This window comes from Comamonas sp. F1-6, from assembly GCF_039581415.1.
In the GTDB taxonomy this organism is placed as follows: Bacteria; Pseudomonadota; Gammaproteobacteria; order Burkholderiales; family Burkholderiaceae_C; genus Comamonas; species Comamonas thiooxydans.
In genome coordinates, this window is record NZ_JBCPWN010000005.1 from 41,186 (window position 1) to 62,013 (window position 20,828).

The following is a 20,828-nucleotide window of genomic DNA, read 5'->3' on the forward strand; positions in this document are numbered from 1 at the left end:
GAACTGATATGGAAATTACATTGATTGGCGTAACTGAAAAGGAAGGTGGGGTACGGGCCATCCCGATGAACTACCGGTCAGTTACGGGCCGTGTTGAACCGCCTGAAGGGCCCACAGTGGGTTTCGAGAGCACGTTGGAGCGCGATTTGGCTCTGCTGCTCGACTTCGATATGACGGTCAAGCGGGTCACTTCCCAGCCATTGCGTATCGATTTCACTGTTGGATCGGGACGCAAACGGACCTACACACCAGACTTACTAGCCACCTTCCACCACACAATCGACGGCCAGACACCTCCGCCTATCCTTTACGAAGTGAAATATGCAGATGAGCTGCGCGAGCGCGCTCAAGAGCTTGAGCCTGGATTCAATGCTGCCCGCATGTTGTGTGAGCAACGAGGCTGGCACTTCCAGGTCATGGACGAAACATTTATCCGTACGACATACCTGCAGAACGTGCAGAAGCTGCGCCACTTTCGCTCCTACCCCGACGATGGGAGATCGGCCCTTATGTTGGTGGATACCTTGCGAGAGCTTGGGATCTCCACCCCGTCTGAGTTGCTTGCTTCAACATTTATGGACCGAACAAACCGCGCCCAGGCCGTGGGCGCCATGTGGCGTTTGGTGTGTGAGCAGGTTATTGGGGTAAACCTCATGAACGTTCTAACCATGAAGTCTGAGATCTGGTTAACGGAGGTCTCGATCTATGGCTAATGACTTCAACCCCGCTGGCTTTGTGGTTTGCCCAGGAGCCCCAGTGGGGTTCAACAAACGCATTCACATCGTGCGCCGCGTTCTCGCATCAGATCGTGTGATAGTGGAAGATCCCGCATCGGGGCAGTCCGAAGTGGCGTTTCTTTATCAATTGACCTCGGTTAGCAAGCTGCCGACTGCAGAAGGTACGCCAGAGACACCTGTACTAGCACGTCCGGAACTCCTGTCATTTACCGATCATGACATTGCCCAAGCAGAGGAGCGGTTTGAAGTTATTGCTCCGCTTATTACGATGCACCGACGTAGACGCAGCGACGTAGAAGCCCGAGCAAAGGAGGCAGGAGTCAGTGCAGTGACTCTCTACACCTGGATCAAGAACTACAACGGTTCCGGGCTGGTTGGCCTGATTGACTCCAAGCGCGGCGCTCCTTCAATCCCGAAACTCAATGACCGGGTGGAGCAAATCATTAGCGACACCATCGACAAAATATATCTATCGTCCCAACAGCTGGGGCCGATAGAGGTCCATCACCACGTGAAAGAGCGGTGTGAGCTAGAGAAGCTGCCCGTACCGCACATAAATACTGTGCGCAATAGGATTGCCGCACTGCCGCAAAACTTGGCCTCCAGACGGCGTGGCCATCCCGACCTGGCTGATAAAAATTTCCCCACTCCTGGGGAATTTCCAACACCATTTGCGCCACTCGGACCGGTGCAAATCGACCACGTCCGGCTGGATATCACGATTGTGTTCTCGGACACTCGTCAACCCTGGGGACGTCCGTGGCTCACACTCATCATCGACGTGATGACCCGAGTGATTGTTGGCTTTTACCTGAGCATGCGGGCACCCTCCTCTGTGGCGGCAGGCATGGCCCTGGTTATGGGCATGCTGCCCAAGAACGACTACCTCGCCTCTCTTGGAGTACCCGGAAACTGGCCGGTGCACGGAAAAATTCTGAAGATCATTTGTGACAATGCAAAAGAATTTCGCGGCAACGCCTTGAAGTTTGGATGCAAGGAAAATCTGATCGACATGGATCTGCGGCCCGTGAAAACACCTCGTTATGGGGCGCACATCGAACGCATGATCGGTAACGTTAACGCCATGCTGCGTAAAAAGCCAGGCACTACGTTTTCGAACCCTTCGCAGCGCGGCACATACAACTCTCGCAAAAAATCTGCCTATACGCTGCATGAGTTAGAGATCGAAGTTGCTGACTGGATCGTGAACCACTATCACGTCAGCAAGCACAGCTTCTTGAAGATGCCGCCTATCACTGCTTGGGAGCGAGCTGTCTTTGGGAGTGACCAACAAATTGCAGCCGGGTTACCCATCCAGATTTCCGACCCCGAGAAGCTCAAGCTGGACTTCCTCCCAATGGATACCCGAGTGGTGTCACCCACAGGGGTGCGCATGAACAAGGCTGACTACTACCATGAGGCACTCAACCGTTGGATCAATGCACCTGATCCTGAGCACCCTAGCGAGAAGCGACAGTTCGTGTGCAAGTACCATCCGAGCCGCAAACGTGAATTGTGGTTTCTTGATCCGGATCTCAAGCAATACATCAAGCTTGATCGCTATCCCTTTTACGCGCCAGTCGAGGGCGACGAAGACAGCTTTGTCGGGGTTGACGAGTACATGGCCACCGAGGCTCGTGATCACAAGGACGGGGAACGGCTGGAAGACAACGAGGCAAAGGCATCGTATCGGCAACGCAGCTCAGACCGTGAGGCTAAAGCTGTCGCAGAAACGAAGCGGGTGCGCAGAAGGGGTAATGAGGTTACACGCCCCCGAAGTGAGGACCGTTCAGTGATCGAGGAGAAAATGCAGCCAGAGAGAATTCAGGAGGAGTTCTCCAGCAATCCATTTTTGGCATTTGCGGGCAAAAAAATCACCCCGTTTGAAGGGGTGTAAAGCATGAACAGTTTTGCCCATCTGTCAGACGATGCCATTCAAATGCTGGAAGCCTCGTTACCTGAAAAGCTGACTTTCCTCCGTACCTCTCACCTTTTCTCCTATCCAGCCTTTGAGCATATCCTGCGTGATCTACAAGACTTGGTGAGATTTCCTCGCACGACAAAGCCAGAGTGCCGTGCAGTCATCGCCGATAGTGATAACGGGAAGACCACACTCACCCGTAAGTTCTTGGCCAATAACCCGGTCGTGTTGGATGAAGCGGGGTATCCGATCAACAAAGTGCTCTGGGTGGAAACACCTCCCAGTGCCGATGAACGTCGGCTCTATAGCTCAATCCTGCAAGCATTGGACATCACCCATCGTCCTGATGCGCCCCCCTCCCGCCTTGATGCTTTAGTCCAGCAGGAATTGGCTGCCCAGCAAACCACTGTGCTGGTCCTGGATGAATTGCATGCAATGCTCAACAGCCCAGCACGTCAGCAGAAGCAATTCATGGCAGCACTTAAACGGCTGTCGAACGTCCGTAGCTTGAGTATCGTGGCTTGCGGTACGGTAGATGTTTCTCGTGCCCTCGCCATCGACAGCCAGTTTGTCAGCCGCTTCACCAGACTCGCTCTGCCGCGATGGCAAGCCAACGAAACATTCCTTCAGTTGCTCGCTTCGTTCGAGACGAAGATGCCCTTGCCCCAACCCTCCAAACTGAACGCGCCGGAGAAGGCTATGGAAATTTTCAAAAGCAGCGACGGCACCATCGGGTCAGTGCAAAAAATCACTATGCGTGCAGCCGAAGCAGCACTCAAAAAAGGCAGTCCCAGTATTACCTTCAAGATCTTGCAAGAGGAGTGTCAGAGCTATCGAAGGGGTTTGCTAATGCCATCCCAGCCTCCGTTAGGAGCATGACTATGTTGCCCTTGCCAAGCGAAACACTCGGATCATTCCTAACCCGTTGGGCATGGGCTCGCGGCGAAGAGCCCTCATCCTTGTCGCATCGCCTAGGCCTGGGCTATTTAGTCTGGCGACAGGACCTTGATCGTAGCCTTCCTCATGCAATGCTCATGATCATTGCACGCGCTATCGGCGTCGAAGTTTCAATCATTCGTGATATGACGTACTGCGCGCGGCTGGCACAAGCAGATATACCGGTGCAAAGAAGCGGCTTTCAACCATGGCTGACCCCCGTGGGGATCTACCATCTGCGCCGATTACGCTTCGGCCAACTGTTCTGCCCCTTGTGCCTGAAGGAAGACACTCCACGGCATGTGCATCTGGAGTGGCGTATAGCGTCCACTTGGCTATGCGCAAAACATAGGGTGAGCTTGATGGACAGTTGCCCTGGTTGTGGAGCTCCTTTTGCGCCATACCGTAACGACTCTCTGTTGTTTGGTCGTTGTGAGCGCTGCGCACTCCCGCTGTACGATGCCCGCCCCTCATCTTGTTCTACACACCAAGTTGAGCTGCAGAGGTACGTCAATTCATTATGGAGCCAAGCTTCTGACGGCAATCCATTGCCCTTGGCACGCATGTACTGTGAATTAACAAAGGCAGCGAAATACTCTCCAGATTTCAGATTTGCCGGAGAGCCGTGGAGCTTTTGGCGAATCTTGCAGCGTGGACAGTTGCTGGAAAACGTTCTGACAAAGGAGGTGATGAAGGCACGTTCTGCGATATGTCGAGACAACGCCGAGACCCTGTATGTCAGAGCCGCTCCAACAAAGAGAGTGCAACCTCGAACCTGCTGGGTTGACCTCAAAGACCCGCAGCAGAGGGCAAAAAAAATAATGCAAATTGCCCTGCGTCTACACCCCAAGCGATCAATGTCGTCGCGTGTGAGCAAAAATGAACGCCAGTTCTGAAGTAGGCCCTGAAGGCAAGTACCTCGCACATGTCACCAAACCTAGTTGTGACAATTGCGGCCGACCTATGCAGCGGGCTCACCGCATACATCATGGGGTGAGCTATTGCAGCATCTGCTATCCGACCAATTTCCCTTCGCGGACCTGTGAGGTGTGCGGAAAGTCCGCGCGATCCCACAAGAACAACCCTTCGCCAGTCTGCCGTCAGTGCTTGCAGGAGAGCCGCACCTGTCTACGCTGCGGCAAGCTGACACCCCGTGCAGATCTGAGGGTTGGCGACAGGGTGGCTTGTGCATCCTGCGCCCCCTACTACCGCCCCCCTCGCCCGTGCGACACCTGTGGCACCCTCAGCTCCAGACTAAGCCGGGCACAAGGCTTTTCTGAGCGCGGGCAGATGTGTGAAAAGTGTCTACGCAAGACAGTAAAAGCGACCTGCAGCCATTGCCATAAGCATCGCGGTATGTTCTTCATGACATTAGCTGGCGCACATTTATGCAAATCGTGCTGTGAACACGGTCTACCTTCTCATGCGTGCCCAGGATGCGGAGAAACTGTCGGTGGTGTAGGCTTGGCACCCTGTCTCGCATGTTCTATCAAGAACTCCAATTTTCGACGGCAAGCAGCCGTGCAACCAATGCTTGAGACCCCACAAGCGAAACAGTTGCATGCGGAATTCACTCATTGGGGAAACAACACACATCGCGCCAGCAAGGTGGCAACGAATGCCTCTCGCTATCTAGAGTTCATCATGCGTATCGACAATGCTTTACAGCGTGGTCAACAACTCGGACAAGAACTTTTGATGCAGGAGTTCAGCACAGAAGAGCTACGCAGAATGGGCCTGCTTGCGCAATTCCTAGCAGAGCAGGGTACTTTGCAGCTCGATTCAACTGCACGTCGGCAGCGCTCAGACCTCAACCTCATTCAGAATAAATTGCAGTCCAGTGTTGGGCAAAGTTGGGGCAATGCTTTGCAAGGCTTTAATGCTGCGATGGACGCTCAGCCCAAGGAGCTGAATGTGCGTAGTCGCAAGGCCTACCTGCATGCTGCAATATCCTTGCTTGGCGATGCAAATGTCCGCCGAGCTGAACAACTCACGCAGGCCTGTGTTGATGGATTCATTCGTAAAAAGCCTGGTCTCCGCGCCTCACTGGGCCCCTTCCTTACGTACCTCGCACAGCAGCATGGATTGGTTCTTAAGACTCCTCGCAAAAAGGCGATATCGCCTCCATCTCTTTTGCCTCAAGCACGTGCTGTCCGAGCTTTGATGGATGCACTTGCAGGCGGTATTTCAGAGGCGGCACGACTCGCCTTAACCGCAGCGCTGTTGGCAAAGTTATTGAATGCAGACCTGGAAAAAATACTGCAACTGCGGCACATGGATGTGATCTGGCCGACCGGGGATTGCATTCGTCTCGACGGTCAATGGCTGCAGTTGCCTGAAGCCGTGTGGCCGATAGTCCGTGCGCTTGAGGCACCACCGGGAACGAACGGTAACTCATGGGCCTTCCCAGGTCGTAGCTTCACCGACTGTCTGTCGACAGCTGCGGTGAATTACCACCGCCGAAAGCACTTGATGGTTTAGGTGCGTATTCCGATTGAATTGACCACCTGTACCAGTTACGGCTGACTAGTCTGCTTATCGTGAACGGCTGAGTTCAGCCAACAGCAGTCACTTGATGCAGGACTCCATGAGCGGTCATCGACAGTCTGCGCGCGTAAAAGGTGGCCACTTATTGCGCATATTTATTCATTAATTCAACAATTGATGTATTATTCATAAATGCAAGAAGCAAACGTCATCCGCTCACTTTCCGCTCTGGCGCATGAGGCCCGATTGCGCGTATTTCGCGCTCTTGTTGTGGCCGGACCTGAAGGCCTGACACCCAGTGCACTCGCTGAGCAACTGGGCATCGCACCGAATGCACTGTCCTTTCATCTGAAAGAGCTTTTTCATGCCGATTTGGTAAGCCAGGAGCGGCAGGGGCGCAATGTGCTCTATCGAGCAGCGTTTCCTGTCATGAATGAGCTGCTGGCGTATCTCACCGAGAACTGCTGCCAAGGCGCGGTTTGCACCTCTGACACAGCAACTTCATGCCATTGCTAAAGGGAGCTTCATCATGAAACGCTTTCACGTACACCTGCATGTCGACGATCTGAACAAGAACATTGACTTTTATTCCAAGTTGTTCGGGGCTGAGCCTTCTCGTGTGGAAAGTGACTACGCAAAGTGGATGCTGGATGACCCCCGCGTGAACTTCGCCATCTCTACGCGCGGGAACCAGGCGGCAGGGCTTGACCATTTGGGCTTCCAGGTCGATGAGACAACCGAGTTGGCTGAGCTCAAGCAGCGTGCGCAGGCCGCTGATATGGCACTTCTTGATGAAGGCGACACCACTTGCTGCTATGCCCGCAGCGAAAAGCACTGGGTTACCGATCCACAGGGAGTGGCCTGGGAACACTTTCACACGCTGGACAACATCCCAGTCTTCAATGAGCCAGAGCGAGTCGCCGCACAAAGCGCGGCCTGCTGCACGCCTCATACCGCGCCAGTGCAAGCGCAGTCTTGCTGCCCCCCCAGTTCTTCCTCTAAGTCCTGCTGCTGATCCATCATGTCTGACAACAAAGCTCCCCTGAATGTCCTGTTCCTCTGCACCCACAACTCGGCGCGCAGCATCCTGGCTGAGGCCTTGCTCAACGATATGGGCCAAGGCCGTTTTAAGGCCTATTCGGCGGGCAGCAGCCCCCGAGAGAATCAGCAACCCAATCCGTTAGGACTGCAAGTGCTGCAAAAGGCTGGTGTTTCGGTGGATGGCCTGCGCAGCAAGAACTGGGATGAATTTGCCGTGCCTGGCGCACCGCACATGGATCTGATCATCACCGTGTGCGACAACGCTGCTGGGGAGGTTTGCCCGTTCTGGCCTGGTCATCCCGCCACAGCGCATTGGGGCTACCCGGACCCCTCGGAAGGCGAGGCCCCTGACGAAGCAAAGTTGGAAGCCTTCCGGCAGACGATGCACATGATTCGCCGTCGCCTGGAGCTATTGGTGAACCTCCCGGCGCAAAAGCTGGAGCAGGCCATGCTCCAGTCCACCGCGCGTGAGCTGTCGTCTCACTGAATCGACGCAGCCTTTGGAACTCCCGGGCGTAGGCCTTCGTGCAAACGTCCGAGGCCTCACGCCAGGGGGGAACGCCCACGTCTCGCCCTGATGTCACATCCAAGTTTTTCTAGGACCTATACGTCATGTTGACGGCCATCCTGATTTTCATCTTCACTCTGACGCTGGTTATCTGGCAGCCGCGCGGCCTTGGTATTGGCTGGAGCGCCTCGATTGGTGCCGGTATCGCGCTGCTGCTGGGGGTCGTGCACTTGGCTGACATTCCCGTGGTCTGGAATATTGTCTGGAATGCCACGGCGACCTTTGTCGCGGTCATCATCATCAGCCTTTTGCTGGATGAGGCCGGATTCTTCGAGTGGGCCGCATTGCACTTTGCCCGCTGGGGTGGCGGCAGTGGAGTCAAGCTGTTTGCTTTCATCGTGCTGCTGGGTGCTGCCGTGTCGGCCCTGTTCGCCAATGACGGAGCAGCCCTGATTCTCACGCCCATCGTGATGGCCATGCTGGTGGCGCTGGGCTTTTCTCCAGCGGCAACGCTGGCATTTGTCATGGCCGCAGGGTTTATTGCAGATACGGCAAGCCTGCCCTTGATCGTCTCCAATCTGGTGAATATCGTCTCCGCCGACTTTTTCAAGATCGGCTTCAACGACTACGCATCGGTGATGGTGCCAGTCAACATCGTCTCGGTCCTAGCTAGCCTCGGTGTGCTGCTGCTGTTTTTCCGACGCGATATTCCTGCCTCCTACGACGTGGCCCAGCTCAAGCAGCCGTCGGCTGCGATCAAGGATGTGGCCACCTTCCAGGCTGGCTGGGTCGTACTGGTCTTGCTGCTGGTTGGCTTCTTCGCGCTGGAGCCTCTGGGCGTCCCCGTCAGTGCCGTGGCCGCCGTGGGAGCCGCGATCTTGCTGGCGGTGGCTGCGCGTGGCCATGTCATCAGCACCAGAAAGGTACTCCATGGTGCTCCATGGCAGATCGTCGTGTTCTCGCTGGGGATGTACCTGGTGGTCTATGGGCTGCGCAACGCGGGGCTGACGGATTACATCGCCGCGTTGCTGAATCAATTTGCAGCCGGTGGCGTATGGACAGCCTCGCTGGGCACAGGCGTGCTGTCTGCGTTGCTGTCTTCCATCATGAACAACATGCCCACGGTGTTGATCGGAGCCTTGTCCATCGATGCATCCACGGCCAGCGGGGCGGTCAAGGAGGCCATGGTGTACGCCAATGTGATTGGCTGCGATCTCGGTCCGAAGATCACGCCTATTGGCAGCCTGGCCACGCTCCTCTGGCTGCATGTGCTCGCCAAGAAAGGCACAACGATTGGCTGGGGCTACTACTTCAGAGTGGGGGCAGTGCTGACCATGCCTGTGCTCCTCATCACCCTCGCAGCACTAGCCTTGCGGCTCAGTGTGGCGTCATGAACCTTGGCAACGGAAATCTAGCGCTATGAGTGACATCACGATTTATCACAACCCAGCCTGCGGCACCTCCCGCAATGTTCTGGCTTTGATCCGTAACAGCGGAGAAGATCCCACGGTCATTGAATACCTCAAGACGCCCCCTGATCGCCCCACGCTAGTGGGCCTGATCCAAGCGATGGGCATACCTGTGCGCGAGGTGTTACGTCAAAAAGGCACGCCGTATGACGAACTGGGCCTGGGCGAGCCCAAATGGACGGATGAGCAATTGATTGATTTCATGCTCCAGCACCCCATCCTGATCAATCGTCCGATAGTGGTCACCCCTCTGGGGACCCGCTTGTGCCGTCCCTCGGAGGCTGTGCTGGACATCCTGCCGCAGCCTCAACAGGCCGCATTCTCCAAAGAAGACGGGGAAGCCGTCATTGACTCGAAAGGAAATCGAATTGGCAATCTCTGATCTACCGAACCTCGACGAACAAGTCTTTGAAAAGCCCAGCCTGGAAGGCCTGTTGCCCGCACAACGTGCTGCGCACGCGCCGCGCATTCTGCTGCTGTATGGCTCGGTTCGCGACCGCTCCTACAGCCGACTGCTGACCGAAGAGGCGGCGCGACTGCTGCGCAAGATGGGTGCCGAGACCAGGATCTTCGACCCGCGTGGCCTGCCCCAGCCCGATGGTGCCCCTGACGATCACCCGAAGGTCAAGGAACTGCGTGAGCTAGCTATATGGGCCGAGGGTATGGTCTGGACGTCTCCTGAGCGTCATGGTGCGATGAGCAGCATCCTCAAAGCGCAGATAGACTGGATTCCTTTGTCCGCTGGTGCCGTGCGACCGACGCAAGGCAAGACATTGGCGGTGATGCAAGTCTCGGGTGGCTCGCAGTCCTTCAATGCGGTCAACCAGATGCGTGTGCTGGGTCGCTGGATGCGCATGATCACCATCCCGAATCAGTCGTCCGTTGCCAAGGCATTTGCCGAATTCGATGAGGCTGACCGGATGAAGCCCTCTTCGTATTACGAACGGGTGGTGGACGTGATGGAAGAGCTGGTCAAGTTCACGCTGCTGACGCGAGACTGTGCGGACTATCTGGTGGATCGCTACAGCGAGCGCCGTGAAAGTGCCGAAGAACTGTCCAAACGGGTCAATCAGCGCAGCATCTAAGCGGTTACACATGGCGCGTAGAGGGAGCGCCTGGGGGCAGCGACAACAATAGGAAGCAATCGATGTCTTTCCACGATGTGATCATCATTGGTGCGGGCCAGGCAGGCTTATCGGTAGCGTATTTCCTGCGTCGCACCAACTTATCGGTGCTACTACTCGATGCAGAGGAGGCCGGTGGAGGCGCTTGGCAACATGGATGGGACTCGCTGAGGCTTTTTTCTCCTGCTTCCTGGAGTTCCATCGCAGGATGGGCGATGCCTGCTTCTGGCGAGCAGTATCCAAGTCGTGACCATGTGGTCGACTATCTTCGCAAGTACGAGGCACGCTACGAGCTCAAGATCGAGAGGCCGGTACTGGTCACTGGCATTGAGCAAACGGAGCAAGGTTTCCAGGTCAACGCGGGTGCGAGAAGCTGGCATTCACGTGCCGTTGTATGTGCCACGGGTACATGGCGAAACCCATTTTTGCCCGAAGTTGAAGGTATGACGTCCTTCAAAGGGCAACAGTTGCACTCAGCTCAGTACGTGTCTCCTGAGCCGTTCAAAGGCAAGAGGGTGATGGTGGTCGGGGGAGGAAACTCCGGCGCTCAGATCCTGGCGGAAGTCTCACTCGTAGCGGAGTCCACGACCTGGGTCACGTTGGAGCCTCCAGCTTTTCTACCGGATGAGGTCGATGGGCGAGTGCTCTTCGAGAGGGCTACCGCACGTTGGCAGGCCTTGCAGGAAGGCAAAGATCCAGAGAATCTGCCGGGTGGCTTTGGTGACATCGTGATGGTTCCCCCGGTCCTCGACGCACGGAATCGTGGTGTGCTGCATTCTGTGGGGCCGTTCGCGCGCCTCTCCACAGAAGGAGCCCAGTGGGCCGATGGGAGCTCAAAGGCCTTTGATGCGATCATTTGGTGTACTGGGTTCCGACCCGCTCTACAGCCTTTGGAGTCGCTTGGCCTCGTGAAGGATTCCAAAGTTGCCGTGGAGGGCACGCGGGCAAGCGACCGGCCCGGCTTGTGGCTGGTGGGCTATGGGGAGTGGACAGGACCTGCATCTGCCACGCTTATTGGCGTCATGCGTACCGCTCGTAGTACGGCAAGTGAGATAGCTCAGAACCTGCCATTCCGCACTGCACTCCAAAATCGCCACTAGGTCACAGGCAGGATCAGCAGCATCTCATTGGCCGCTTTTCCCATGAACGAAGGGTGCAGTGGGCCCATTGTTGACATCCGCTACGCCGGAAGCATCAGTGGTAGATCACTTCTCAGCAGACAAGAACTTCAGGCCCACAATCCCTGCAAGGATCAGTGAGAAACAAATGATCCGTCCAAGGCTCCGGTCTTCACCCAGCATCAGAACTCCGTAGATCGCGGTGCCTACGGCCCCAATGCCAACCCAAACAGCATATGCCGTGCCAACGGGAATGGTTCTGGTTGCGAGGGAGAGCAGATACATGCTCATCACAATGAAAGCTGCACAAAACACGCTAGGGCCGAGTTTTGTGAACCCATCGGTTCTCGGCATAGCTGCCGCATAGAAGATTTCACAGACGCCAGCTAAAACCAGATAGATCCAACCCAACATACGCTCCCAAAGCGCGCAACTTTACACAACGAGTTCACGCCAGCGTCCTGCAAATGTCCTGAATAACCCGAGACGCGGATCTGCATGTCTCCATTACTTGTGACGCCACACCTTCACTGACGAAATCAGCAGGATGGCAGCAAGTCCTGGGAGCAGGATGCTTGACGGAATGACACCCAGCAAATTCCCGCCGATGGCTGCACCTGCGATGGAGCCTACCGCCATTGCCAACACAAACCGCTTGTGTGTGCGGAGAATGCCAAAAGCCTGGTCCTGGCTGTAACGCGCGAAGCCCACAACCATCGTTGGCAGGCTGACGGCCAACGAGAGCGAGCCTGCGAGCTTGATGTCCACACCAAAGAGCAGCACCAGTGTTGGAATGAGCAGCTCACCTCCGGCTACTCCCATGATGGATGCCACCACACCAATGCCAAAGCCGGCGACAACTCCTGCGATGAGTTGGGCAACGCCAGTGACCATAGGTTCGCGTGAGGCGTGCCCGTGACCGAACAGAAGAACGATAGCGATTCCCACCAGCATGACAGCGAGTACCTGATACAGCGTCCGACCGCGCATTTTGGACGCCCAGGACGCGCCGAGCCAAGCACCAGCAAGACTACCCGCCAGGAGATTCAGGATGATGGGCCACTGCACAGTCACATCGATAAAGGGAATGGAGGTGCTGCGGAACACCAGAGCGCTGGCCACCACAAACAGGCTCATGGCCTTGTTCAGAATGACAGCGTGTAGTGCGGCAAAGCCAAATAGGCCAATCAACAGCGGAAGGCGAAACTCCGCACCGCCCAGCCCAATGAGCCCGCCTAGGGTACCCACAGCGCATCCTGCTACCAAGGCGCTGACCAGGCGCGCTGCACCTGAATTCGAATCTTCCATTGCTTCAGACATTGTTCCCCTAAGGTCTCGATATGTTCATCAAGTTTATATCGGGAAGATGTTTGTAGTGGACAATCAATCCATGAAAGCGACACTCAGGTCAAAGTCCCATGACGGAACAACACAATTCCGTATCGAACTGAATCACAGCGTTGCCATCGGACCTGGCAAAGCAGACATCCTTGAGGCCGTGCAAGAGACGGGCTCCTTAGCAGAGGCCGCCCGCCGTCTAGGAATGAGCTATCAACGTGTGTGGGTGCTGGTCGGAGCAATGAACCAAGACTTCGTGCAGCCGTTGGTGCAAACGCAGCGCGGCGGGGCATCCCGTGGCGGCGCCTCACTCACAGACACGGGCCAGCAGGTTCTGAAGCTGTACCGAGAGAGCGAAAATGCCGCAATGAAAGCCATCAACAAAAGGCTGCCTGCATTGATAGCGCTGCTGCATCCGAGAGTCCGATCCGAGTGAAACTACTTTCAAGTTTGAGAGAGGCGAGACTCGGTTCCGAATTTCCGGTGTTCTAGAAGCTTGACCGACGGCTCAGGGTCGTGAGCAAGCCTCGGTCTGCCGGAGCGGACAAGCGCAGTACACCTTTGAACGACAGCTTCAGGCTGCAGTCACCCAAACCTGTAGAGACGAGTGACGATTTGAGGCAACACCTGTCTTCAAGGAGTCAAGTTCGCTTCAAATTTCCATCGGTGCGGCAAGGGGAGCAGGTCAAAGTTAGGTAAACGCGGACAACTATGACCAATCACTGAAACCGGCGTCCCTGAAGCGCTTAATCAGCGCTGCCTTTGTTGTGTCTGGCAGCGCTACCACCAACAGATCTCTCGCTCTCGTCAAGCCAACGTAGCCGATCCGCCCGTCCTCGTGGACTGGTCCAGCAAGAAGCTTGGACACGTCGATTGACCGCAGCAAGTACAAGACAGCATCGATACTCTGCCCCTTCGCCTGGTGAACAGTCCTGACGGGGGGAAGTGGTACGGTCGACGTAGCGAGGTCCTGGCACCACAACGGTTCTTCGGTGAGCTCCTTCGACGTGACTCCATACCCCCACTTCGAGATGCAGGGCAAATCGCATTTCGATTCCAATATCGTCAGCAATGGCTTTAGATTTGCCTTCAACTTCGGGAGCCAGTCACTTTTGGCGTTCAATGATGCTGGCGGAATACCCGTCGCAGGCGTCCTGAGGAAACCCCAGATGATGCGTCGCACGGCTTTTGCCAAAAGGTCGTCAGAGCCACTCAGCACCGCGGCTCTGAGGTTCGGCGGTGGCCCGTCTAGCAGCCGAAACGCGCCGTCCACTGCGTGGGTAAAGGCGTCCGCAATGTCTCCGTTTCGATCGCGACTGAAAGCCGCGCGCGCGAAGTGCTCAGTGGCTCCCTGACCCCAGTTGTCCCCAGATCCCGCGATAAGCGATACGGTGTCTCTGGCTCTGCAGAGTACTGCGGCCGAGTCATGCGCATATCCATGGATGGCAAGTATTTCAGCAAACGTCGAACGGACCTTGAAGAGCTCTTCACCCTTGTAAGTCATCAGATACGGCCCACTCTTGCGACTCGGGACGGGCCTGGCGGAGAAGTATGTCGTTTCACTCAATTTGTTGGTCACGTCCACAAGCGACTGGATCGAGCGCCGGTTCTCCGATAGCGTCTCCTTCTGACCAGCCGGCCCAGGATCAAAATTGCGTAGAAAGCTACCGTCAGCATGGGCGAACTCATAGATAGCCTGGTTGGGATCACCCACAAGCGAGACAGTCACCCCTTCAGCGATGAGTAACTCCAGTAGGCATCCGTGTACGCTTCCGATGTCCTGTGCCTCGTCGATCAGGATGTAGGGGTAGAGCTGCGCAAGAATTTTGAGCAATCGCGGCCGATTTACTAACGTGTTGATCGCCCAGTAGCGTCCAAGGTCGTGCGTGTATGCACCTGCCTTGCCCAATTTTCTAATCGCAGCGTGCGCGATGGAATCGTTGACGGGAACGGCGTTGCCGCGCATGGCAGTGTTGAAGAAATTCCATTCGACCCCATTCAAGATGGCAGAGAGGTAGCGGATTTCCTCGTTGAATCTCCCGTTGAAGAAGGTGAAACCTTTCAAGAACGGTTCGTGACCATTCACTAAGTACGGCCTTCGAACGCACTGCATCGTTGACGCAGCATGAGGAGACAGGATGTGCGATGTCACGAATGCGTCGACCGTGGATATCAGCACTCGGTTAGATAATCCATGCTGCCCTGCAGTCAACTTCGCGTATTCAGCTCGGAAGGTTTCGACTGCGACGTTTGAATAAGAGAGCAGAGCCACGTATTGCTTGGAGGTGCCAAGCTGCCGGCGGATTTCAGCGAGCCTTCGTACGGCCGTCGCCGTCTTGCCGCTGCCGGCGCAAGCAATAACTCGCTGACTAACGAGGCCTGCCTCAATGATCAGCTTCTGCTGCGGAGATGGGATAAATGGCCCGGTCATGGCGCTGTCACGTATGCCAGTGCATCGGCAATGTAGGTCGGCGTTGTGAACGAGACCCCAGGATCAGCGATGACGGCCGCAAGAGCCTGAGCAAACTCGCCCTTCTTAACGTTGCCGAGAGTCGGACCGCGATCGAACATTCCGCGAAATAACTCTCGTGGCTTTTCTGCGGCCTCTGCCGCATCGACTTTGGCTTTTAGATCTGCGGCAATGCCAGGATGGATATCGGCCAAGGCAGTCAGCATGTGCGCCTGGTTCGCAGGAAGCAGCGCCAGATCGTATTCCAGCGTGCGTGCGGCGAAGTACGCCTTTATGTGGCTGTTTGCGAGCTTGGCAATCGCACTTGCCGCCGAAGACATTGTCGGCGTAGTCCCCAGGGCGGGATAGTCTGGTGCGTCTGCGTCAGTCAGAATGGCAACTCGGATTGGGATCGCAGCGCTGCCGAAGAGCGGAGCGAAGCAATCGAAGTTCAGCCCTTCTGTGCTCAGGATCGTCACCGAGTGCTCACGCAGCTTTATGCCCATCTTGGCTGCCATGGCATCGACCAGAAAGCGCTCAGCCGCTCCTTCGACAAGGATGAGTCGGCGCGCAAAGAACAAGTCCGCACGCGTCACATCGAGGTAGCGCTGGAGCTTCTGCTTCTTCTTTGGCAGGAAGGTGACTTCTCTCGGGAAGAACGCACCAGTCTTGCCTTCGCCCTGATGTAGGCAGGTCAAGGAATCGAGCTTTGCCGCACTAGCGAAATGTGGCGAATGGCTTGTGACGAAAACCTGAACTGGCTTTTGTCCCGGTACAGGTGCTTCGATCGCCTGTAGATGTTCCAATAGCACGACCTGTAACTGAGGATGCAGGTGAGCCTCAGGCTCTTCGACAATCAAAGCCTTGTAAGCTGCATCTGGATTCAGGGCCAGCTCGCTGAGAACAACAGCCATGTAGATAAGGTTGTTGTAGCCTAGCCCGTTTTGCTCGATGTCGAGCCCTTCGACTGCAAGCGTCAAGCGTGCGGCCAGCCGCTGAAACTCGGGAGGCGTCAGGCCGATCTTCAATGCCTGTTTTAGCGTCGAGCCAAGCATCGCGACATGGCGAGTCTCAATCGCAGACTGCGTCTTCGAGACGGGTGTCTCGACTTCGAGCTTCTCTTCGAATTCCTTCAGCAGCTCGACGAGTTCCTCCTTCTCGCTTTCGCTGGCGAGCCGATCAATAAGGCGTGCTAGCTGGCTGCTACGGCTTGGTTTGAGTCCCGACGCTGGATCTCGCAAGGGAGGCAGATACACCGCCCGGAGGTCTTCAAGCATCTCTGTAGTGATGCTGTTCTCTTCATGATCGCCGCACCAACGTTTAGGACGTATTCGGCCAGTTGTTCCGTTGGAGCTGTACCGCACCCACAGATGTGCCTCGTACTTTTCGGGGGTACCCAGTGCGGCCGGCATTGGCTTCAAGGCTGGGAGAAAGTCTGCCTCTTCATCCAACGTGAGATCCCTGAACACATAGTGAAAGGTAATCTCAGTGGCGACGTGTCCGCCAGATGCGTGGAGGTCGTAGGCATCAACTCGGAGGGCTCCTTCTTCCGCAGTTGTGAGCAATGCACGTAGTCCATCCACTACCGCAGTCTTGCCGACATTGTTAGGGCCGACCAGCACATTAAGTCCCGGTCTGAACCGAAGGTTGAGCTCTTCTACCCGTCGAAATCCTTTGACATTCAAACCAGCCAAATACATTTATTCTCCTTGTTTGGTCTTCAGATATACAGTCCTTCCCCCCGTTGAAATATAACCATGGTGACTTTCATTCTGATTACTAAGATCCTTCATTGGGGATGCATATCAAGGTACCGATAAGTGACTTCAGACTGATATTGAATTTCAACGGCCCGTTAGATCATGAACAAAGCTGCGACAAGCATTCAACGCACCGACTCGAATCACCTCGCGATCATCTTTTTTCAATTCGTCGCCTAACGTCATACCGAGCCCATGGAAGAAATCACAGGAGCTGTCTGGCTACCACTTTTACCGGACGAACGCGACTTCCTTGAACACACGCTCAGATCGGCGGCCGTGCTGACTCCGGGCAACTACGACGATCCATCCGGCCCGAGCTTGGCCACCTATATCTCAAACGCGCGCATCGGTGGCGTGGAGTTCAGAGCGCTCTTTGACCGCAATCTGATCTCGCCGATTGCCCGCCTGGCCTCCGGCATGGCGATGCCCAGTAACCCCCAAGAAGAACGAATCACACGCTTGGCATGTGCAGCATTCTCGTTTTGCATCTGGGCAGACATCTTGATTGAGCCATCCATGGCTTTGTATGAATACGCATCGTCTATGGGCCATCCTTCCGCCCTACAGGATTTGCGTCACTTTCGGATCGCCGACAACGCAGACCCACGATTGCTTTTCGACATCGCCGCTGGCTTGGCCGATGCGCTGCCCGTAGAACATTTGGAAGAAGTAGCCCAAGATCCTGGAATCCAAGCGTTGAAGCCGCGCGAGGACAATTTCGCAAAGACGCTCACACCCTGGCGTCCGAACTATCTATGCGTCCTGAAAACGCTTGACCTCCTGCGATCTGGCTTGAAGCCAATAGATGCCGCCTGTGCGCTATTGGCCTGGCAGACACGCGAGTCGTTTTTTAACGGTGTTGCCTTGATGTACTGCCTGGCAGCAATGTCGCACCGCCCTCCAAAAGGCGGAATGCTGAAAGGCGTGAAGTCAACCAACATTTCGATGCTTAGAGATGGCGCAGTCAATGCCACCTGGGACATCTGTTTGTTGAAACAATTCGGATCGTATGTGATCCAATCAGACTCTCCATCCTGGAGTCTCTGGTCAGACGATTTCGCCCTGAAATCCATCGCCCGAAGCCTGTTCATTCCCAGCGAAGCATCCGAGTTGGATAAGCTGCGTGAGTTCTTTTTGAAGACCTGGGGCAAAGATGGCCCACTTCTGTTTTCTCGATATGTCCAGTTTGTGCATGAAGCCAACGTCGGCTCTCCCGAAAGGAAGAAGCATACGAAAGACGCATTTGATCGAGTCGATGAAGACATCGCGCATCTTGAAAGCAGCCTTGGCCTCCATACCATTTCTCCCGATGTGAAGAGATATGCGTAACTACAGCCTTCAGTAATTGTCGAGTACACGCCTTCGTCGTTTATTGACGTTGCCCGAGTCCTAGCGAACTCGGTTGCACAGCCATGAGTAAAGTAATTGGCATAAAGCCAATGACTGCTGAGTCGCTGAAACCGTGATTTCAGGGGCTGATCTCTGTCGACAACAGCCGCTGCACAGCAAGTATCTACTGACAAAGCCCGGACGGCAGCAGCAGTTCAGAGGTGGGGAATTTAGTCAAAATTTTTCGACTTTTGACCACTCTTCTAAAGTTGTACGTAAGCTAACAAGCTTCTCAGGAGATGATCATGACATCAGAGATCAACTCTAGCCCCAGCAAAGAAGCCGTGCTGAGCAAGGCAACTCTCAATGCAGCGAAGTACTTGGGACTGAGCCTTTCAGAGCTGGCTCAACTTCTTGAAATCAGCGAGCTGTCAGTCTCTCGGCTTGCCGCTTCCAAACGCTTCATTGATCCGTGTGGGTATGAAGGTGAGCGAGCGTTGATGCTGATTCGGATCTTCAGCGCGCTTGATGCACTTGTGGGGGGTGATATGGATGCTTCTGTCACATGGATGAACGCGCATAACAAAGCCATAGGCGATCTACCAAGACACGCGATCCAGACGCTCTCAGGTTTAGAGCGCACCATGGCATATCTGAACAATTTGGTAGCAGTAACTGCAACCGGGCAAGTATGCAAACCTCAATGAATCACGCTAGTCTTCAGAATTAACGGATTCCCAGGTTAGAGTCAGCGTAGGCAGAAGACACATTTGTAGGTATTTTCCAAATGAGTCTCCAAGAAATGGCGTTAAGCGAGGCCCGCCTTCAAATGCTTAAGGTCAATCATTCCATCGGTGATTTTGTGCTGAACTAGACGAAATGTTGCTCGGCCCTGAATGCTGGCCCAGTTGACTTTCTTCCAGCGGCCCTGATTGGCAACCGCTCTCTTGAGGATCTCGTCCAACGTTCTCTCATCGAGCATTTCTTCCTGATTTGTGAACTTGAGGACCATCGCATAGAAGCCCTCCCACTCCTGAGCCTCAAGATCAAAGAAGTAGCGGAAAGATCCATCAGCAAGCTCCAGCTCGCTCACCCAACACAGGCGAGATCGAAGGCCTTCCGCAGTGCCTATGATTGCCCAAGAAATCGGTGTGCTACCGAGCGTTGATGGCAACTCACAATAGGTAGCCCCGTTGGTCTCACTGGGGCGGCAAAGCGCATAGTCTCGGCGATTTAACAAAAATCCCTCTTGTAGCAACTGCTCGAAAGAGTTGCCTAGCGCCCTAAACCGATCCTTTATCTTATTGTGCTCATCGCCGCTAAGGGATGCACTGTTGAGATGCCCCATCTCGGAGACATGACCGGTGCTGAGTTGACGCCTGCGCTTTGGTCTAGCTATTCCAGCCTGCGGACTGGCAGAAACAAAGCGCCGGGTTATGTACCTCCTTGGAATAGTTGGGAGGTCAGACCAGCTTTCCTGGATCGCCAAGTGGGCGATGTGCTTTCCGAATTTGGTGTCTGCAGGTACGCTTAGAGCAATTGGAGCCTGCCCAGGGTCTTCAGGCACTTGCAGTCCAGAACGCTCACTGTGGCAATTGTCTCGCGCATCGTCATAGACAGGAATTGTCACCTCCGGGAACACGCGCATGAGAGGCCGAGGCAAGCGAGGGAAATGCGAATCGTAAATCCATAGAACCAACGTCACGCCATTTGCAAGCTGGTGCCCGATGAAGGAGATGCCCATGCCGCCTTCATTGGTCGTTGCATTTCCTTGCCATGGAGGAATCACTTTGATCCAGGGATCGTCCCTTTGCTCCCGGCGCGCGTTCACCAAGGAAGGATAGATACCTTGGGCCTGCGCCTTGGCGAATTCGCACTCCTCAAACAGTGCAATCGCGCGGCAGCCAATGGAAGAAATGTCCTTCTTTGTTAGCAACTCAAAGTGCTTTGCATCATCGGACATTCCCGTGTGGTCTCGGTCAATCAGTTGGTCCAACTCGCGCTGCCAATGGCCCGCCAATAGAGCATTAGAAAGAGTGGAACACACCCCATAAAACCGCCGAAAGATTTCATAGCATGGGATAAGGAGTTGCTCTCCACTAGCGGTTTCGCATATCAACACTGGCGCGTCACCGAATCTATGAGTCTTTCCGCTGACATCGTTTCCTTGCAACGGAAACGCTGCAGAGCCTTTTGCAGCGACCAATCCCACGCAGTCCCGAGCTTTCATCAACCGCCAGTTTTGAGGTGAGATGTATGCCCGTTCAACCTTGACCTGGTTGCTCATCCACAGACCGCTTTGAAGGGTCCCATCCTGCCAGTAGGAGCCCAGCGGGTATGCCGGCAGTGAGCCAGCTGCTTCATCTACGGCTAAAAGGCTAACCTCTCCGTTTGCTCGCCGTGCATACCCTAGGTTCGCAGTGTCCGTGGCGTCCACTTCTGCAAACCACAGTTGCACGCGCGCGGTGGCCATTTCAAGGTTTTTAGGAAGCACTGTGCCTCCGCCAACGAGGCGATAGAGCTTGTTATCAAGAGGCAGACGAGCGAAGGAGTGAGCTTGCACTAGATAAGAAGGAAGCGAAGAAGAGAATGCGTTTGCGTGAAGGCG

General features: G+C 55.2%; 20 protein-coding genes. 15 read left to right on the plus strand and 5 right to left on the minus strand.

Annotated elements, in window-relative coordinates:
* The first annotated feature begins 8 nt into the window (after nucleotides 1-8).
* From AAIL66_RS06860 to AAIL66_RS06915, 12 genes are all read left to right on the plus strand, one after another.
* Nucleotides 9-713: a TnsA endonuclease N-terminal domain-containing protein gene (locus AAIL66_RS06860; protein WP_343496320.1), complete on the plus strand. Its 705-nt coding sequence runs from the start codon at nucleotides 9-11 to the stop codon at nucleotides 711-713.
* A complete protein-coding gene (locus tag AAIL66_RS06865) occupies nucleotides 706-2,634 on the plus strand; it encodes a Mu transposase C-terminal domain-containing protein (protein WP_343496321.1) in 1,929 nt (642 codons plus the stop codon). The genes AAIL66_RS06860 and AAIL66_RS06865 overlap by 8 nt, the downstream gene beginning before the upstream one ends.
* A 3-nt stretch (nucleotides 2,635-2,637) precedes the next feature.
* The gene (locus AAIL66_RS06870) at nucleotides 2,638-3,537 is read left to right on the plus strand and encodes a TniB family NTP-binding protein (RefSeq protein WP_343496322.1); all 900 of its coding nucleotides are present in this window, start codon (nucleotides 2,638-2,640) and stop codon (nucleotides 3,535-3,537) included.
* A gap of 2 nt (nucleotides 3,538-3,539) precedes the next feature.
* Nucleotides 3,540-4,490, plus strand: a complete 951-nt coding sequence (locus tag AAIL66_RS06875; protein WP_343496419.1) for a TniQ family protein — start codon at nucleotides 3,540-3,542, stop codon at nucleotides 4,488-4,490.
* A gap of 634 nt (nucleotides 4,491-5,124) precedes the next feature.
* A complete protein-coding gene (locus AAIL66_RS06880) occupies nucleotides 5,125-6,075 on the plus strand; it encodes a hypothetical protein (RefSeq protein ID WP_343496323.1) in 951 nt (316 codons plus the stop codon).
* Nucleotides 6,076-6,273: 198 nt separating this feature from the next.
* Nucleotides 6,274-6,597 (plus strand): metalloregulator ArsR/SmtB family transcription factor, encoded by a 324-nt coding sequence (locus tag AAIL66_RS06885; protein WP_080745933.1) that lies wholly within the window; start codon nucleotides 6,274-6,276, stop codon nucleotides 6,595-6,597.
* Between the two features lie 13 nt (nucleotides 6,598-6,610).
* On the plus strand, nucleotides 6,611-7,096 hold the full coding sequence (locus AAIL66_RS06890; RefSeq protein WP_343496324.1) for an ArsI/CadI family heavy metal resistance metalloenzyme: 486 nt from the start codon (nucleotides 6,611-6,613) through the stop codon (nucleotides 7,094-7,096).
* 6 nt (nucleotides 7,097-7,102) lie between these two features.
* The gene (locus AAIL66_RS06895) at nucleotides 7,103-7,609 is read left to right on the plus strand and encodes an arsenate reductase ArsC (protein WP_343496325.1); all 507 of its coding nucleotides are present in this window, start codon (nucleotides 7,103-7,105) and stop codon (nucleotides 7,607-7,609) included.
* 125 nt (nucleotides 7,610-7,734) lie between these two features.
* Nucleotides 7,735-9,024: an arsenic transporter gene (locus AAIL66_RS06900; RefSeq protein WP_343496326.1), complete on the plus strand. Its 1,290-nt coding sequence runs from the start codon at nucleotides 7,735-7,737 to the stop codon at nucleotides 9,022-9,024.
* Nucleotides 9,025-9,049: 25 nt separating this feature from the next.
* Nucleotides 9,050-9,481 carry an arsenate reductase (glutaredoxin) gene (arsC, locus tag AAIL66_RS06905; protein ID WP_343496327.1) on the plus strand — a complete coding sequence of 144 codons (432 nt, stop codon included), beginning with the start codon at nucleotides 9,050-9,052 and terminating at the stop codon, nucleotides 9,479-9,481.
* Nucleotides 9,468-10,184 carry an arsenical resistance protein ArsH gene (arsH, locus tag AAIL66_RS06910; RefSeq protein WP_343496328.1) on the plus strand — a complete coding sequence of 239 codons (717 nt, stop codon included), beginning with the start codon at nucleotides 9,468-9,470 and terminating at the stop codon, nucleotides 10,182-10,184. Before arsC ends, arsH begins: the two co-directional genes overlap by 14 nt.
* A gap of 62 nt (nucleotides 10,185-10,246) precedes the next feature.
* Nucleotides 10,247-11,323 (plus strand): ArsO family NAD(P)H-dependent flavin-containing monooxygenase, encoded by a 1,077-nt coding sequence (locus tag AAIL66_RS06915; RefSeq protein ID WP_343496329.1) that lies wholly within the window; start codon nucleotides 10,247-10,249, stop codon nucleotides 11,321-11,323.
* A gap of 105 nt (nucleotides 11,324-11,428) precedes the next feature.
* Here the strand turns inward: AAIL66_RS06915 and AAIL66_RS06920 are convergent, their stop codons facing one another.
* A complete protein-coding gene (locus tag AAIL66_RS06920; protein ID WP_343496420.1) occupies nucleotides 11,429-11,752 on the minus strand; it encodes a multidrug efflux SMR transporter in 324 nt (107 codons plus the stop codon).
* 96 nt (nucleotides 11,753-11,848) lie between these two features.
* Nucleotides 11,849-12,661, minus strand: coding sequence for a sulfite exporter TauE/SafE family protein (locus AAIL66_RS06925; protein WP_343496330.1), 813 nt, complete (start codon nucleotides 12,659-12,661; stop codon nucleotides 11,849-11,851).
* A gap of 70 nt (nucleotides 12,662-12,731) precedes the next feature.
* Between AAIL66_RS06925 and AAIL66_RS06930 the strand changes: the two genes are divergently transcribed.
* Nucleotides 12,732-13,115 carry a LysR family transcriptional regulator gene (locus tag AAIL66_RS06930; protein WP_343496331.1) on the plus strand — a complete coding sequence of 128 codons (384 nt, stop codon included), beginning with the start codon at nucleotides 12,732-12,734 and terminating at the stop codon, nucleotides 13,113-13,115.
* 273 nt (nucleotides 13,116-13,388) lie between these two features.
* Here the strand turns inward: AAIL66_RS06930 and AAIL66_RS06935 are convergent, their stop codons facing one another.
* On the minus strand, nucleotides 13,389-15,110 hold the full coding sequence (locus tag AAIL66_RS06935) for a UvrD-helicase domain-containing protein (protein WP_343496332.1): 1,722 nt from the start codon (nucleotides 15,108-15,110) through the stop codon (nucleotides 13,389-13,391).
* Entirely contained in the window at nucleotides 15,107-16,828 is a 1,722-nt protein-coding gene (locus tag AAIL66_RS06940) for an AAA family ATPase (protein ID WP_343496333.1), read from the minus strand. Before AAIL66_RS06940 ends, AAIL66_RS06935 begins: the two co-directional genes overlap by 4 nt.
* 255 nt (nucleotides 16,829-17,083) lie before the next feature.
* Between AAIL66_RS06940 and AAIL66_RS06945 the strand changes: the two genes are divergently transcribed.
* Together AAIL66_RS06945 and AAIL66_RS06950 are read left to right on the plus strand one after the other, a co-directional pair.
* Nucleotides 17,084-18,220, plus strand: coding sequence for a hypothetical protein (locus AAIL66_RS06945; RefSeq protein WP_343496334.1), 1,137 nt, complete (start codon nucleotides 17,084-17,086; stop codon nucleotides 18,218-18,220).
* 305 nt (nucleotides 18,221-18,525) lie between these two features.
* Nucleotides 18,526-18,927 carry an antitoxin Xre-like helix-turn-helix domain-containing protein gene (locus AAIL66_RS06950; protein WP_343496335.1) on the plus strand — a complete coding sequence of 134 codons (402 nt, stop codon included), beginning with the start codon at nucleotides 18,526-18,528 and terminating at the stop codon, nucleotides 18,925-18,927.
* Between the two features lie 101 nt (nucleotides 18,928-19,028).
* Here the strand turns inward: AAIL66_RS06950 and AAIL66_RS06955 are convergent, their stop codons facing one another.
* Nucleotides 19,029-20,693: a hypothetical protein gene (locus AAIL66_RS06955; RefSeq protein WP_343496336.1), complete on the minus strand. Its 1,665-nt coding sequence runs from the start codon at nucleotides 20,691-20,693 to the stop codon at nucleotides 19,029-19,031.
* Between the last annotated feature and the right edge of the window lie 135 nt (nucleotides 20,694-20,828).

Bases quoted from the DNA above. Each gene is read 5' to 3' on its own strand.
- AAIL66_RS06860 (WP_343496320.1), top strand. From the start codon at position 9: ATGGAAATTACATTGATTGGCGTAACTGAAAAGGAAGGTGGGGTACGG.
- AAIL66_RS06865 (WP_343496321.1), top strand. From the start codon at position 706: ATGGCTAATGACTTCAACCCCGCTGGCTTTGTGGTTTGCCCAGGAGCC.
- AAIL66_RS06870 (WP_343496322.1), top strand. From the start codon at position 2,638: ATGAACAGTTTTGCCCATCTGTCAGACGATGCCATTCAAATGCTGGAA.
- AAIL66_RS06875 (WP_343496419.1), top strand. From the start codon at position 3,540: ATGTTGCCCTTGCCAAGCGAAACACTCGGATCATTCCTAACCCGTTGG.
- AAIL66_RS06880 (WP_343496323.1), top strand. From the start codon at position 5,125: ATGCTTGAGACCCCACAAGCGAAACAGTTGCATGCGGAATTCACTCAT.
- AAIL66_RS06885 (WP_080745933.1), top strand. From the start codon at position 6,274: ATGCAAGAAGCAAACGTCATCCGCTCACTTTCCGCTCTGGCGCATGAG.
- AAIL66_RS06890 (WP_343496324.1), top strand. From the start codon at position 6,611: ATGAAACGCTTTCACGTACACCTGCATGTCGACGATCTGAACAAGAAC.
- AAIL66_RS06895 (WP_343496325.1), top strand. From the start codon at position 7,103: ATGTCTGACAACAAAGCTCCCCTGAATGTCCTGTTCCTCTGCACCCAC.
- AAIL66_RS06900 (WP_343496326.1), top strand. From the start codon at position 7,735: ATGTTGACGGCCATCCTGATTTTCATCTTCACTCTGACGCTGGTTATC.
- arsC (WP_343496327.1), top strand. From the start codon at position 9,050: ATGAGTGACATCACGATTTATCACAACCCAGCCTGCGGCACCTCCCGC.
- AAIL66_RS06915 (WP_343496329.1), top strand. From the start codon at position 10,247: ATGTCTTTCCACGATGTGATCATCATTGGTGCGGGCCAGGCAGGCTTA.
- AAIL66_RS06925 (WP_343496330.1), bottom strand. From the start codon at position 12,661: ATGTCTGAAGCAATGGAAGATTCGAATTCAGGTGCAGCGCGCCTGGTC.
- AAIL66_RS06930 (WP_343496331.1), top strand. From the start codon at position 12,732: ATGAAAGCGACACTCAGGTCAAAGTCCCATGACGGAACAACACAATTC.
- AAIL66_RS06935 (WP_343496332.1), bottom strand. From the start codon at position 15,110: ATGACCGGGCCATTTATCCCATCTCCGCAGCAGAAGCTGATCATTGAG.
- AAIL66_RS06940 (WP_343496333.1), bottom strand. From the start codon at position 16,828: ATGTATTTGGCTGGTTTGAATGTCAAAGGATTTCGACGGGTAGAAGAG.
- AAIL66_RS06945 (WP_343496334.1), top strand. From the start codon at position 17,084: ATGGAAGAAATCACAGGAGCTGTCTGGCTACCACTTTTACCGGACGAA.
- AAIL66_RS06950 (WP_343496335.1), top strand. From the start codon at position 18,526: ATGACATCAGAGATCAACTCTAGCCCCAGCAAAGAAGCCGTGCTGAGC.
- AAIL66_RS06955 (WP_343496336.1), bottom strand. From the start codon at position 20,693: ATGGCCACCGCGCGCGTGCAACTGTGGTTTGCAGAAGTGGACGCCACG.